This is a genomic window from Bosea sp. F3-2 (genome assembly GCF_008253865.1).
Classification (GTDB): domain Bacteria; phylum Pseudomonadota; class Alphaproteobacteria; order Rhizobiales; family Beijerinckiaceae; genus Allobosea.
Map to the genome: position 1 here is coordinate 4,708,806 of NZ_CP042331.1, position 14,086 is coordinate 4,722,891.

Annotated in this window: 14 protein-coding genes; 7 read left to right on the forward strand and 7 right to left on the reverse strand. The window is 63.8% G+C overall.

Annotation, left to right across the window (positions count from 1 at the left end; translation table 11 throughout):
* Positions 1-162: 162 nt before the first annotated feature.
* The 4 genes from FQV39_RS21745 to FQV39_RS21760 form a co-directional block, all read right to left on the reverse strand.
* A complete protein-coding gene (locus tag FQV39_RS21745; protein WP_149132190.1) occupies positions 163-1,284 on the reverse strand; it encodes an enolase C-terminal domain-like protein in 1,122 nt (373 codons plus the stop codon).
* 24 nt (positions 1,285-1,308) lie between these two features.
* Positions 1,309-2,088, reverse strand: coding sequence for an amino acid ABC transporter ATP-binding protein (locus tag FQV39_RS21750; protein WP_282570091.1), 780 nt, complete (start codon positions 2,086-2,088; stop codon positions 1,309-1,311).
* Positions 2,085-2,747, reverse strand: a complete 663-nt coding sequence (locus FQV39_RS21755; RefSeq protein WP_149132191.1) for an amino acid ABC transporter permease — start codon at positions 2,745-2,747, stop codon at positions 2,085-2,087. The genes FQV39_RS21750 and FQV39_RS21755 overlap by 4 nt, the downstream gene beginning before the upstream one ends.
* Positions 2,748-2,809: 62 nt before the next feature.
* Entirely contained in the window at positions 2,810-3,643 is an 834-nt protein-coding gene (locus tag FQV39_RS21760; RefSeq protein WP_149132192.1) for a transporter substrate-binding domain-containing protein, read from the reverse strand.
* Positions 3,644-3,838: 195 nt separating this feature from the next.
* On the opposite strand from FQV39_RS21760, the gene FQV39_RS21765 reads away from it, so the two are divergent.
* The 7 genes from FQV39_RS21765 to FQV39_RS21795 all read left to right on the forward strand — a co-directional run bounded on the left by FQV39_RS21765 (position 3,839) and on the right by FQV39_RS21795 (position 10,592).
* Positions 3,839-4,747 carry a LysR substrate-binding domain-containing protein gene (locus tag FQV39_RS21765; RefSeq protein ID WP_149132193.1) on the forward strand — a complete coding sequence of 303 codons (909 nt, stop codon included), beginning with the start codon at positions 3,839-3,841 and terminating at the stop codon, positions 4,745-4,747.
* A gap of 475 nt (positions 4,748-5,222) precedes the next feature.
* On the forward strand, positions 5,223-5,996 hold the full coding sequence (locus FQV39_RS21770) for a ferredoxin--NADP reductase (RefSeq protein WP_149132194.1): 774 nt from the start codon (positions 5,223-5,225) through the stop codon (positions 5,994-5,996).
* 226 nt (positions 5,997-6,222) lie between these two features.
* Positions 6,223-7,176: a metallophosphoesterase family protein gene (locus FQV39_RS21775; RefSeq protein WP_149132195.1), complete on the forward strand. Its 954-nt coding sequence runs from the start codon at positions 6,223-6,225 to the stop codon at positions 7,174-7,176.
* 20 nt (positions 7,177-7,196) lie between these two features.
* A complete protein-coding gene (locus tag FQV39_RS21780) occupies positions 7,197-7,550 on the forward strand; it encodes a cupredoxin domain-containing protein (RefSeq protein WP_149132196.1) in 354 nt (117 codons plus the stop codon).
* A gap of 47 nt (positions 7,551-7,597) precedes the next feature.
* A complete protein-coding gene (locus FQV39_RS21785) occupies positions 7,598-8,128 on the forward strand; it encodes a sigma-70 family RNA polymerase sigma factor (protein ID WP_149132197.1) in 531 nt (176 codons plus the stop codon).
* Positions 8,125-8,925 carry an anti-sigma factor family protein gene (locus tag FQV39_RS21790; protein ID WP_149132198.1) on the forward strand — a complete coding sequence of 267 codons (801 nt, stop codon included), beginning with the start codon at positions 8,125-8,127 and terminating at the stop codon, positions 8,923-8,925. Before FQV39_RS21785 ends, FQV39_RS21790 begins: the two co-directional genes overlap by 4 nt.
* A gap of 206 nt (positions 8,926-9,131) precedes the next feature.
* Positions 9,132-10,592 carry a DUF2252 domain-containing protein gene (locus tag FQV39_RS21795; protein ID WP_149132199.1) on the forward strand — a complete coding sequence of 487 codons (1,461 nt, stop codon included), beginning with the start codon at positions 9,132-9,134 and terminating at the stop codon, positions 10,590-10,592.
* A 33-nt stretch (positions 10,593-10,625) separates the two neighbouring features.
* On the opposite strand, the gene FQV39_RS21800 is transcribed toward FQV39_RS21795, so the two are convergent.
* The 3 genes from FQV39_RS21800 to FQV39_RS21810 all read right to left on the reverse strand — a co-directional run bounded on the left by FQV39_RS21800 (position 10,626) and on the right by FQV39_RS21810 (position 14,027).
* The gene (locus tag FQV39_RS21800; protein WP_149132200.1) at positions 10,626-11,501 is read right to left on the reverse strand and encodes an ABC transporter permease; all 876 of its coding nucleotides are present in this window, start codon (positions 11,499-11,501) and stop codon (positions 10,626-10,628) included.
* Entirely contained in the window at positions 11,501-12,418 is a 918-nt protein-coding gene (locus FQV39_RS21805) for an ABC transporter permease (RefSeq protein WP_149132201.1), read from the reverse strand. Before FQV39_RS21805 ends, FQV39_RS21800 begins: the two co-directional genes overlap by 1 nt.
* 85 nt (positions 12,419-12,503) lie before the next feature.
* The gene (locus FQV39_RS21810) at positions 12,504-14,027 is read right to left on the reverse strand and encodes an ABC transporter substrate-binding protein (RefSeq protein WP_149132202.1); all 1,524 of its coding nucleotides are present in this window, start codon (positions 14,025-14,027) and stop codon (positions 12,504-12,506) included.
* Between the last annotated feature and the right edge of the window lie 59 nt (positions 14,028-14,086).

A 14,086-nucleotide genomic window follows, 5' to 3' on the forward strand; every position in this document is an offset into this window, starting at 1 on the left:
CGAAAAACGTGATCGATTCTAAGAGTTTAGAGCATTGCTTCTGCGAAAAACCGGTACCCACTTTTTCGCGCAATGCTCTAGGCTTTGGGCAATAGCTCTCGTCTCCGTCACGGCGGAGGCCGTGATCGGCAAGGAAAGGCGGTGGTGTCGATCAGTCTGGCTTTAACGTTCCGCCAGGACCCGCGCGTTCGATCTCAGCGAGCTCTCGGACACGCGAATTCCCAAACCGGGACCGTCGGGTACGACGACTTCGCCGTTGCGGTTCGCGATCTTCTCCTCGAGCACGTCTTCGGTCAGGACGTGATGCGGCATGTAGAATTCGCAGCCGAGCGAGATGCCTGGCGTCGCTGCGATGAACTGGGTTCCGGCTGCGAGCGCGACGCCACCCTCGTACAGCGTTCCGCCATAGCCGGGGAGGCTTGCGAGATCCGCGAGCGCCATCAGCGCCTGTGCGTTGAGCATGCCGCCGGTCTTCATCAGCTTCACCGAGATGGCGTCGGCCGCCTGCAGTCTGATGATCTCCAGCAAGTCCCGGGCATCAAAGCAGCTCTCGTCGGCAAGGATCGGGGTATCCAGCTCCGCAGCAAAGGACGCCATGGCCGCCAGGCAATCGCGTGGGACCGGCTGCTCGATGAAGGTCGGCTTGAACTGATCGACGTCGCGCAGCTTCTTGATCGCGCCAAATGGCTGCAGGGCCTGGTTGTAGTCGATCCGCAGATCGATCTGGTCGCCGAATGCGTTACGCATCGCCTCGAGGTGCGCGACGTCCTCCTGATGGGTTTTCACCCCTGTCTTCACCTTGAAGATCCGATTGCCCTGGGGAACCATCTCTTCCATGCGCCGCATGTCCGCGTCGAAATCCGGATCGGCGATGGAGAAGGAGAGGGGGATGGTGTCGCGAACGCGCCCGCCAAGCAGATCGGCGATCGAAAGCCCCGATGATTGACCCAGAATGTCGAACATCGCGGTTTCGATCGCGAGCTTGGCCTCGCCATGGCCGACGAGCGCTTTCTTCATCTGCAGGGTCAGTGCGCGGATCCGGTCGACCCGAGCGCCGATGACGAGCGGACGCAGGTAGATGTCGATGGCCGCAACCGCGGCCTCGGCCGTGCCCGTGAAAACTTCCCACGGCGCTGCCTCGCCCCAACCGACGATGCCGGATGAAGAAGTCAGCTCGACCAGGACACGCTTCACCGTGCCCTTGACGTCGCCGACGCCCTGTTGCCTCGCCATCTTGATCGGGCTTTCGATCAGAAAGACGCGGAGATTGCTGATCGTTTCCATCGTGTCGGACTCTTCTGTAGGCGCTTACCGGGGCGCTGCGCCCTTGTGGAAATGGCTGAGGAACGTCTTCGTCGCGTCCATCTTGGGTGTGTCGATCACGTCGCGCGCCGGCCCTTCTTCGACGACGTAGCCGTCGCGCATGAAGACCACGCGGTCCGCGACATCGCGCGCAAAGGTGATCTCATGAGTGACGATCACCATCGTCATCCCGTCGGCGGCGAGCTTCTGCATCGCCTGCAGGACTTCGCCGACCAACTCGGGGTCGAGCGCCGAGGTCACCTCGTCGAAGAGCATGACTTCCGGCTCCATGGCCAGCGCGCGGGCGATCGCGACGCGCTGCTTCTGGCCGCCCGACAGTGTGTCAGGCATCTGGGAAGCGCGATCCGCAAGGCCGACCTTTTCGAGTTGAGCCATCGCCTGGTCGGTGGCTGTCTTCCTGTCCAATCCTTTCACATGGATGGGAGCTTCGATGACATTCCCCAGGACCGACATGTGCGGGAACAGGTTGAAGCTCTGGAACACCATGCCGGTGCGGGAGCGGAATGCGGCCAGCGGCTTGGCCTTGGGCTGCTGGAGCGATTCCCCGAACTGGAAGGTGGTTTCCCCGACGCGAATGGTTCCGTCATCGGGCACCACCAGCAGGTTGATGCATCTCAGCAGCGTCGACTTGCCCGATCCCGACGGTCCCAACAAGGCGACGACGCCGCCCTGCTCGACCTGAAGATTGATGTCCTTCAGGACCTCCAGCTGCCCGAAGCGCTTCCGCAGCTTGGAGATCTCGATCATTGGCGATTTCGCTGTCATCGGGCTTCTCCCAGCCGGCGCTCGCGGCGGCGCACGTACAGCGTCAATGGGAAGAGGATCATGAAGTAGGCGACCGCCACGGCGGTGTAGGTCTCCAGGGGGCGGAAGCTGTCATGAGCCGCGATCTGACCCTGGTAGACGAGGTCCGGAACGGCGAGCACGGACACCAGGGAGGTGTTCTTGAACTGAAGGATCGACTGGTTCATCAGCGCCGGGAGCATGCGGCGCAGCGCCTGCGGCAGGATAATGCGGCGCATTGCCAGTGCAGGTGTCATTCCCAGCGCCGAAGCCGCTTCGGACTGGCCGGGGTCGATCGATACGATGCCGCCGCGGATGATCTCGGCGTAGAACGAGCCACCATAGCAGGACAGGGCGAGAAGCGAGGCCGTAACCGGAGTCATCTCGATGCCCGCGATCATCGGCAGCGCATAATAGCACCAGATCAGCTGCACCAGGACCGGGGTGCATCGAAAGATCTCGATGAAGCCAAGGGCGATCCCGCGCAGAATCTTGAAGCGGGACAGCAGGCAGATCGCCGCGGTCATGCCGATGACCAAGCCACCGACGACCGTCGCGGCCGTGAAAGCCACAGTCACACCCAGACCCTGCAGGAGCAACCAGCGGTAGCCCCACAGGATGGAAAAGTCCCATTCATACATGCGGTGAATTCCCGTGCTCGAAATCGCTTATGGAGGGGCCGAAGCCCCGCCATATTAGATCATCAGATTTCGAAGCCGGGGGGGAAGTCGCTCTCTTTGACGCCGACGAGCTCCATGTTCTTCACGACGGCGTTCTTGATGAAGCCGCTGGCGCGCTCCTTGCTGATCCAGCCATCGACGAATTCGCGCCAGGACTGATCCGCCTCTCGCCGGAAGCCCGCATTCGAGGTGGTGAAGTCGGCGGGCGTCGGCATGACGATCTCGCCGATCGCGGCGTTCTTGGCGCGCAGCGAAAGCGACAGGATCAGAACCAGGCACTGCGCATCGACGCGGCCTGCCTGCAGGGCGGCGGTCGCGTCACTGGCCGTCTTCAGCCGTGAAATCTGAGCTTGCGGCGCCAGGCGGGTGACGGCTGCATCATGCGAGGAGCCGGCATCGACGGCGATCCGCATCTCGGGCTTGTTGAAATCGCTCCAGGTCTTCGCGCCCAAGCCCTTTTTCATCACCATCGTAAAGGCGTTCTTGAAGACCGGGCCGGAGAAATCGATGACCTTCTGCCGTTCCGGCGTGGGATTGAGGCCGAAGAAGACGTCGATCTTGTCGGCCTGGAGATCGAGCACCGAGTTGCCCCAGGTCGTCTCGAGGATCGTCATCTTGACCCCGAGATCGTCCGCGAGCTTCTTGCAGATATCGATATAGAACCCGCGCCAGCTGCCGTCGGTCACCATCTTCTGATAGTAGGGAGCCCCGTCGGCGACGGCTCCGATCCGCAGGGTGCCCGATGACTTGACTCGGTCCAGGGAACCGGCTGCCAGAGCGCCTTTTCCCGTATAAAGACCTGCCGATGCGGCAACTGCGCCCAAGCCGATGAGCTTGTTGAATTCGCGCCTGTCCATACTCTTCCCCTCTTCATTTTCGTTTGCGGGCTCTGCTTGCGCGCAGTTGAGCTGGTCCCTGTTCCCCTCGGATCAGACGCTCGCGCTTTTGTTTTTGAGCCCGACCTGTCGAGTTTGGACGAGCCCGAGAGGAAACAAAAACGTTGAAAATTTCGTCTGCCATGACTTTTAATCATGATGGAGGACGAGGTTCCTATGAGACGCTACCTGCCATCGCTATCTGCTTTGCATGCGTTTGAGGCAGCAGCGCGATTCATGAATTTCACCAAAGCGGCAGAGGACCTCGGGCTCACGCAAAGCGGCATCAGCAGGCAGATCCACAACCTCGAAAAATTTCTCGGCGTCCCCCTGTTTCATCGGTCGGGACCACGCCTCGTCCTGACGGAAGTCGGCGCAAATTATTATAGAAACCTCGCGCTGACGCTGGACAAGCTCCAGGAGATCACGATCGACGCCGTGCGTGGCCGTTCGGTCGACAGCTCCCTCATGATCGGGACGCATCCCACGCTGGGTGCGCGTTGGCTGCCGCGGCGGATCGATACCTTCATACGCGCGCACCCCGATATTCCTGTCGAAGTCACCTTGGCAGCCCCAAACCTGGACTTCGAAACGACGCGGCTGGATGTGGCTATCCTTCGTGGCGTCGGCACGTGGCTGAATGCACGGTCGGTCGAGCTGTTTGCGGAAGAGATCGCGGTCGTCGCTTCACCCAGATTGGTGGAGCTGGGGGCAAAGCTCGACGAGAAGGACTTTGCGAAATTCCCCATGCTGCAGAACGCCAGCCGTCCCAGCATGTGGCTGCATTGGCTGCGGCTCTCCGGCCTCAGTCACCAGGGCAGAATTCAAGGCACCCGTTTCGCGCATACGGAGATGCTCATCAACGCTGCGGCTCAGGGCATTGGCATCGCCATCGTGCCCGTCTGCTACATCGAAACGGAGCTCGCGCGAAACGAGCTCCATATGCCGTTTGGTCCGCCGATACTTTCGGGAGATTCCTATTATGCGGTCTACCCTGAGCGAAAGGCACATCAGCCGAGCGTCGTGGCGTTTCGCAGTTGGGTCACGCGAGAGACACGAACCTATCGAAAGCTGAAGGCACAGTAGCGTCTCGCGATGTCCGCCAGCGTAGACCTTGGTGAACGTCCGCATGCGCAAGCGGTGCCGCTACCGTCCCAAGCTTGGTGTGGCCAATCGCCCGGGTAGGCGATATTGGCAGTTGCCCTTCTTGCCGGTCGGCCCGGCTGCCGGAGCCCGGAAGACCGTGCCCTACCAGGCTCGCTGGAGTACCGAGCATTGCATCTCGCCACCAAAGTCGTCAGGCGACTTTCCCGCCCGCGAAGGCTGTCGATTTTGGCCTGAAGGCTGGCCTGATCGACGTTGATGCTCAAAGCGCCGTATTGTCGCTGTAGTTTAACATTTCTCCCGCGACCTCATGCGATAATAAATTCTTCCTCGACCTGCCTGAAATATAGAATATCCATGCATTCGATATTCACTACCAAAATTACCTTACAAAACCGGTGACGCAGGGAAGAAAATCCGTTAGAAGCCCCCGGCCGATCCGCCTAGGGACGATGTAATGAGTCATTTCTACGAGGAGCAGGTCCTCAGCGTGCATCACTGGACCGATACGCTGTTCAGCTTCACAACGACGCGCGACGCTACGTTCCGTTTCAAGAACGGCCAGTTCACGATGATCGGGCTGAAGGTCGGCGACCGGCCGCTGCTCAGGGCCTACAGTGTCGCCAGCACCAATTACGACGAGAACCTCGAATTCTTTTCGATCAAGGTGCCGGACGGCCCGCTCACTTCACGTCTGCAGGATCTCAAGGTCGGTGATCCCATCATCGTCGGCAAGAAGGCGACGGGGACCCTCGTCCTCGACAATCTCAAGGATGGCAAACGCCTGTTCCTGCTCGGCACTGGCACGGGGCTGGCTCCCTTCCTCTCGCTGATCCGCGATCCCGAGACCTATGAGCGCTACGAGAAGGTCGTGCTCGTTCATGGCTGCCGCCAGGTCGCCGAGCTCGCCTATGGAGAGCGCATTACCCGGCACCTGCCGCAGGACGAGTTCCTCGGCGAAATGATCCGCAACCAGCTCGTCTACTACCCGACGGTGACGCGCGAACCCTACCGCAACCGCGGTCGCATCACCGACCTCATCACCTCGGGCCAGCTCTATTCCGACATTGAGCAGCCCGGCTTCGACCCCGAAGGCGACCGCTTCATGCTCTGCGGCTCGCCGCAGATGCTCGCCGACCTCAAGACGATCTTCGCCGAGCGCGGCCTTGCCGAAGGCAACCACGGCGAGGCCGGCGACTACGTCATCGAGAAGGCATTCGTCGAAAAATAGCGTCGTCTCGGCACGAGATCGGCGATTGGGGCCGATGCTGGCATTTCTGCGTTCAGAAATGCCGCAGGCCGCCCGCCCTTCCTCATGCGCTAGCCGGACGTCTCCCGTGCAAATGGCTGCGGCGATCACGCCCCTGTGAACGTCTGGCGCGGCGGGGACGGGAATAAACCCGCGTCTCTACCGGTCTTCTGGGCATGTGCCATTGGCGGCACTGCAGGAGACCGACATGACCCATCACCGCGGCAGCAATGGCGAGCCTGTCGACCGTCGGCATGCGCTTGAATGCATGATCTGGGCGGGTACCGGCGTTCTCTGGACGGTTTCGGGCGGAGTACCCGTATCGCTCGGCCTGCTCGGCGAGGCCAAGGCGGCCGAGGCGCCGTCGGCAGGTTTCACGTTTCTGCAGATCTCGGACAGCCATATCGGCTTCGACAAGGCCGCCAATCCGCATGCCGTCGACACCTTGAAGGAGGCCATCGGCAAGGTTCAGGCGCTGCCCGAAAAGCCGTCCTTCCTGATCCACACCGGGGACATCACCCATCTGTCCACGGCTTCGCAGTTCGACACCGCCGCGCAGATCATCGGCGGCGCCGGGTTCGACGTGCATTATGTGCCCGGCGAGCATGACATCATCGATGAGAACAACGGACGCGCCTATCTCGAGCGCTACGGCGCGGGCGCCAGGGGCGCCGGCTGGTATTCCTTCGACCAGAATGGCGTGCATTTCGTCGGCCTGGTCAATGTCGTGAACCTCAAGGCCGGAGGACTCGGCAATCTGGGGGCGGACCAACTCGCCTGGCTGGCCGACGACCTGAAGGCCGTCAGCGCCTCAACGCCCGTCGTCGTCTTCGCCCATATTCCGCTTTGGGCGATCTATCCGGAATGGGGCTGGGGCACCGACGACGCGGCGCAGGCGCTCGCTCTGCTCAAGCGCTTTGGCTCGGTCACCGTCCTCAACGGCCATATCCACCAGATCATGCAGAAGGTGGAGGGCAACGTCACCTTCCACACCGCCCTCTCGACCGCTTTCCCGCAGCCGGCGCCCGGCACCGCGCCATCCCCGGGCCCGATGACCGTGCCTCCCGGCCAACTACGAAATCTCCTCGGCATCACCAATGTCGCAGTGGAGCGGGGCAGGGAGGAACTCGCGATCATCGACAGCACGCTTGCCGGAAGCTGAGCCTCGCAGCGAAGAAAAGGATGCTTCCCGTGATCTCTACAGGTCTTATCACTCGACGGTTGGCCTTCGCTGTCGTCGGTCTCGGCGTCAGCGTCATGGCGCAAACTCCGCTCCGGGGCGCGGATGCCACACGCGTCAAGATCGAGAACTTCACCTTTACCCCCACGGCCCTCACGGTGAAGGTCGGGACGGTCGTGACATTCGAGAACGACGACGACATTCCGCATATCGTGGTTGCGAGCGATGGTTCGTTCCGGTCCAAGGCGCTCGACACAGGCGACGGCTACACCTTCACCTTCACGAAATCGGGCGATTTTCCCTATTTTTGTGCGCTTCATCCGCACATGCAGGGTACCATTACCGTCATCCCGTGAGAGTGGCAGGCGAGCCGTTCTCCGACGAACCGGACGATGCCGCGGTGTTGAGCGACAAAGCCTCGGCGGAACGTTTTGGCGAGGTGGTCCTGCCCCATCTCTCCGACGCCCTGGCGCTCGCCCGCTGGCTGACCGGCAATGCCGATGACGCCGAGGACGTGGTGCAGGAGGCCTGCCTGAAGGCGCATAAGGGGCTGGCAACCTATGCGGGCGGCAATGCGCGCGCCTGGTTGCTGACGATCGTGCGCAACGTGTCCTACGCCTGGCTTGCGCGAAACCACCCACGTCGCATCGTCGCCGTTGGCGATCTGGCCGATCTCGACGCATTGGCCGCCACCGCCGAGACTGGCGCTGATACGCCGGAGGCGGCCTTGATCGCCAAGGCGGATGCGGCGGCGCTGGAAGCGGCGATCATGGTGCTGCCGCACCCTTTTCGCGAGGTTCTGGTGCTGCGGGACATCAACGGCCTCAGCTACCGGGAGATCGCGGCGATGCTTCATGTGCCGCTGGGCACGGTGATGTCGCGCCTGTCGCGGGCGCGCCGGCTGCTGATCTCGGAACTGGGGGGCAAGCGATGAAGGAAGCCATGGGATTGCCGTCGGACCCGGCGGATCTTCGGTTGCTGCTTCATGCGCTGGTTGATGGCGAACTCGACGCTGCCACGAGCTTGGCCCTGGAGCGACGCCTGGCAGACGATCCGGCCCTGGCGGCTGAACACGCCCGCATCGTTGCGATGCAGACCGCCATTCGCAGTCTGCCGCGGCCCGAAGTCAGCGAGGCGTTCCAGGCTCGCATCGCCGCACTTGGCGTTCGTCCCGCGGCAGCGGCACAGCCGGCCATTTCCCGCTTCGGCCCGTTCGGCTGGCGCGCCATGGCGGCATCGGTCCTCATCACCACGGTTTTGGCAAGCGGGCTGACCCAATGGGCGATGACACGTGGCGCGCCGGACAGCTTTGCGGCGTCGATCGCCAGCAGCCATCGCCGCAGCCTCCTCGCGGCAAGCCCGGTGGACGTCGCCTCGTCGGATCGGCACACGGTCAAGCCCTGGCTCGACGCCCGGATTGGGCTGTCGCCCGCCGCGCCGGACCTTGCGAGAGACGGTTTTTCGCTCCTGGGCGGCCGTGTCGAAGTGATCGGGGACAAGCCGGTGCCGGCGCTGGTCTACAAGCACCGTGAGCATCTGATTACCCTCGTCGCCGCGCCGCAGGACAGTGGAACCGCATCTGTGCTGGTCGCGGCGGAGCGTTCCGCCGGCGGTTTTTCGCTGCTGCGCTGGACCGACGGCGCTTTCTCCTATTGGGCCATTTCGGACACGGACCGCGCCACGCTCGAAGACTTCGTCAGCCGTTTCCGGGCCGCGGCTGCAGCCGGCTGATGCTCGCGCCTTCGCCCTTAGAAGCTGCTATGAATCGAATGACCCTGATATCCAACGAGATGGCTAGAGGCCCGCAAGCCGTACCCCTTTGCAAGCTCCGGCGGGACGCCAGAATACCGGGTCGCGGGATAGAGCCAGCCAGGGCAGCAGGCTCGCCGATAAGAAGCATCACTCTGCCGGCTGAAACGGCAGGATCGAGGTCTCCGATGGCGCGACAGACTAAGCCACTCCTCCTGTCCCGTGCCGAGCGCTACGCCGCCGGCAAGGCCCTGCGCAGCAAAGTTCCGCGCGAGAGCCATGCGCAATGGTCGCTTCGCGCCGGCAGCGAAGCCGTCTCCATTCTCGCCGAGAGCGATGGCAGCCGCATTCCGGAGCTTCTGCCCATCCGCTACCAGCGCATGATGCAGAATCCTTTCGCCTTTCTGCGCGGGGCGGCGGCCGTGATGGCGGCAGATCTTGCGGGTCTCCCGTCGGCCGGTCTGGGTGTGCAGGCGTGCGGCGACTGTCATCTCATGAACTTCGGCGTCTTTGCCACCCCGGAGGAGAATGTCCACTTCGACATCAACGACTTCGACGAAACGCTGCCGGGTATCGACTTCACCGTCGACCTCAAGCGCCTGGCCGCCAGTGTCGCCGTAGCGGCGCTCAACGCCGGATTTTCCGGGAAGGCCGCCCGTCTCACTGTCGCGGCGACGGTCGAGGCCTACCGCCGTCGGCTGCGCAGACTTGCCAAGCTCGCTCCGATAGAGGCCTGGCAGGCGCGCACAGAACTCGGACAGGAACTCGAGCGGCTCGATGATCCGGCGCTGCGCCGGCATGTGCACGGCCTCCTCGCCAAAGCGCGGAGCAACCCGCAGCAGGATGACAATTTTCCCCATCTTGAGGCCACGACGGATGGCTCCTGGCGGATCGAGGATCGGCCGCCCCTGATCTACCATCTCGCCGAGGAGCGCGACGGGACGCGAGCCTTGCAGGCCCACAAGGTCTTCCATCGCTATCGCGAGACCTTGCCGCCGGAGCGCCTCGTGCTGGTTGCGCGCTACGAGCTGCGGGACCTCGCCTTCAAGGTCGTCGGTGTCGGCAGCGTCGGCACGTTCTGCGTGGTCGGCCTGTTCATGACCGCGGATGATGAGCCGCTGTTCCTGCAGGTCAAGGAGGCCCAGGTCTCTGTCCTCACGCGGCTCAAGGGTGGGGGCCCGGTGCCGTCTCATCAGGGACAGCGCGTGGTGGAAGGTCAGCGCATGCTGCAGGCGGCGAGCGACGTGTTTTTGGGGTGGGCGGACGACGATGCCAGCGGGCGTCAGTTCTACGTCCGGCAACTCAAGAACCGTCGTCTGGGATCGATCGCCGAAGTTGTCGAGGGCCAAGCCCTGACGGCCTATGCCGAACTCTGCGGCCGAACGCTGGCGCGCGCCCATGTCCGCTCCGGCGATGCGGCAGCCATCGCGGGTTATATGGGCGGGTCCGAGATCTTCGACGAGGCTGTGACCTCCTTCGCCATGGCCTATGCGACGCAGAGCACGCAGGACCATGCGGCGCTCGTTGCGGCCAGGGATCCCGGCAAGACGGTGGAGGAACCCACGGTCAAAGCTGGAGCGAAAGCCTCCGGTGCCGGTGGCGCTGATCCGGCAACGCGCCGGGTGACGCGGGCATCCCGCAGGCGATGACCGCAGGAGCGGCCTCAGGTCGGGCGCGGGCTGTCACTTGTTGTCGAGCGCATCGCGGGCGCCGTCCCCGAGCAGGTTGACGGCGAGGATGAGCAGGCACAACCCCGCGCCGGGAAGCGCGATCAGCCAGGGATCGAACAGGATGTTCTCGCGCCCCTCCGCGATCATCAGCCCCCAGGACGGTGTCGGCGGCTGGGCGCCCAGCCCGAGGAAGGACAGTGCCGCCTCGAGCAGGATGACGTTGGCGATCTCCAGCGTTGCGACCACGATCAGCGTATTGCGCAGGTTCGGCAGGATGCCGTGCAGCATGATGTAGAGATGCGAGGCGCCGAAGGACTGCGTCGCCTGCACGAACTCCCGGTTGCGGAGCCCCTGAGCCGCCGCCCGGACCACCACGGCGAAGCGATCCCACAGAAGCAGGCTGAGAACGATCGTCAGGGTCCGCAGCGAGGCCCCGCCCAGGGCGACCGCCGCGAGCGCGACGAGCACGATCGGCAGCGAGAGCCTCGTCGTCACGATGAAGCTCACCAGCATGTCGACGCGGCCGCCGAAATAGCCGGCGGCCAATCCGAGCATCGTCCCGATGATCCCGGCGCACAACGTCACAAACAGGCCGACGCCGAGCGAGACGCGCGCGCCATAGAGCAGCCGCGCGAAATAGTCCCGTCCGAGATGGTCTGTGCCCAGAAGATGCGCGGGATCGGCGCCGGGATACCAGAACGGCGGGATGAGGCGCTTCGCGAGGTCCTGCGCGACCGGATCATGAGTCGTCAGCCAGGGGGCGAACAGGGCGGCCAGCACGATGACGGCCAGCAGGCCGCCTCCGATCCGGATGGCGCTGCTTGCGCTCAGGCCCTTCCAGAGTTTGCGCCGGCGCAGGATGGCGGTTTCTCGATCGGCGATCGACATCAGGCGCTCCTCAAGCGGGGGTCGAGCCAGGCATTGATCAGGTCGGCGACGGTGGTGAGCGTGACGTAGATCAGCGAGAGGATCAGGATGATCGCCTGGACCACCGGGAGGTCACTGCGCAGGAGGGATTCCCAGGCGAGGCGGCCGAGCCCGTTGATGGCGAAGACGCTCTCGATCACGATCGATCCGGACAGCATGACGCCGAACTGCACCGCTGCGAGCGCGACCAGAGGCAGCACCGCATTGCGCAGGGCATGGATCAGCAGGATGCGCATCTGCGAGGCGCCCTTGGCGCGGGCGGTGCGGATATAGTCGGCGGACAGGACATCGATCATGCCGGCTCGAGTCAGGCGCATCAGCGCCGGCATGGCGTAGTAGCTGAGGACGACGACGGGCAGGATGTAGCCTTGCCAGCTTTCGGTGCCGGAAATTGGGACGAGACCGTACCAGACGCCGAAGATCACGATCAGGATCAGGCCGAGCCAGAAGCTTGGGATCGCCTGGCCGAGGACGGCGAACAACAACGCAATGCGATCGACAATCCCACCCGGCCGTAACGAGGCGGCAATGCCGAGCGGGACGGCGATGACGAGGGCGAGCAGGAAGGCGGCGCTGCCGAGCAGCAGCGTTACCGAGAGGCGCTCTGCGATGATCGATGCTACCGGCAGATTGAAATAGAGACTCGTGCCCAGGTTGCCGGACAGCGCATGGCCGATCCAGCTCGCGAACTGCACGATGATCGGCCGGTCGAGCCCGTAGGCCTGTCGGATCAGCTCGACGTCCTGCGCCCGGCCGGCCTGGCCGGCGAGCACGACGGCGGGGTCGCCCGAGACGAACATCAGGCCGAAGGCGATGGCAGAGACGGCCAGCGCCACCAGCACGGCGACGATCAGGCGACGCATGAGGAAAGGCAGCATGTCGGCTCCGTGGATGGCGGGTCGGCTTGCCAGAAAGGTCTTGCTTCGCCCCGGTGTTCGAACCGGGGCGAAGCGGGCAGGCGTGCTACTTCCAGCTCGACAGCCACCAGCGGGCGAACTCGTCCGGATGGGGCTTGAAGACAAGCGACTGCGACAGGCCGTAGTTGATGTTGAAGTCGTACATCGGCAGCCAGTAGGCCTGATCGGCGATCTTCTTCAGCGCCTTGGCGTAGTTGGTCTCGCGCAATGCACGGTCCTGCGAGGTGTCGGCCGCCGTCACGAGGTCGATGACCTCCTTGTCCTGCACCAAATCGTCCGCCCCGCCGCCAAAGAAGTTCGAGATGATGAAGGCGACGTCGCCGGTGCCGTAGCTGCCCCAGTTGGTGAAGAGCGCCGGCAATTCGCCGGCCCGCCACTTCTGCACCGCTGCCGCATATTGCTGTTCATTCAGCGTGACGCGGATACCGACCTTGCCGAGATCGGCCGCGATCGCCTCGGCAACCGGGCGCGGCATGGCTGCGAACACCATCTCGGTGTCGACCCCGTTCGCGAAGCCGGCCTCGGCCAGCAGCGCCTTGGCCTTGGCCGGGTCATAGGCGTATTTCGCCACGTCCTGCGCGCAGCCGAACTGCTTGGGATTGCAGGCGGCGTTCAGCACCTGCGAGGCGCCGCCGGCAAAGGCCTTGACGATCGCCTCGCGGTTGACGGCGTGGTTGATGGCGCGCCGCACCAGCACGTTCCTGGTCGGGTAGTCCTTGCCCTTGCCGGTCACGGTCATGCCGACATAGGAGATGCGCATGATCGGGCCGTTGACGATCTGCACGCGGCCGGCGAGGCGGGCGGCCTGATCGGGCGGAATGCGCCAGGTCCAGTCGAGCTTTCCGGCCATCAGCTCGGCGAACTGCGTGTTGAGCTCGGGAATGGTGCGCACCACGATCTTGCCGATCGCAGGCTTGCCCTTGGGGCTGCCGGCATAATGGCCGTCGAAACGCTCGAAGGCGTAGCGGATGCCGGGCGTCATCTCGACCAGCTTGTAGGGGCCGGTGCCGACGGGCTTGGCCGCCATGCCGGCCGAGCCGACCTCCTTGAAATAGGCCGCCGGGTAGATCGGCAGCGCATCGGCCAGCATCTCGACCGCCCCAGCGAAGGGCTTGGCCATCTTGATGCGGACCCGGAAGTCCGAGACCTTCTCGACCTTGTCGATCCAGTCGACGGCGATGCGGAAGCGCGTGCCATAGGTGGGATCGAGCACGGTCGTCAGCGTATAGACCACGTCGTCGGCGGTGAACTTGGCGCCGTTGTGGAAGGTCACGCCCTCGCGCAGGTCGAACTCCATCGTCGTGGGATCGACGAAGCGCCAGGCCTTGGCGAGCGCCGGCTTGATCTCGCCGGTATCGAGGTCCTTGTAGAGCAGTCCGTCATAGACGTGCCGGGCAAGGATCAATCCTTCGCGGCCGGCGATCTTGTAGGTGTCGAGCGCCTCCGGCTCCAGCGCGAAGGCGACATTGAGCGTGTCGTCCGCCTTGCCGGCCCGTGCCGGCGCGGGTGCAAAGGCAAGTGAAGCCGCGAGCATTGCTCCGACCAGCGCGGCCGTTCCCAATTTCTTCATCGGTCTGTTCCCCTGTTTTCTGGAAGGCTTGTCGAATTGCGGCCCACCCTCTGCGTGCA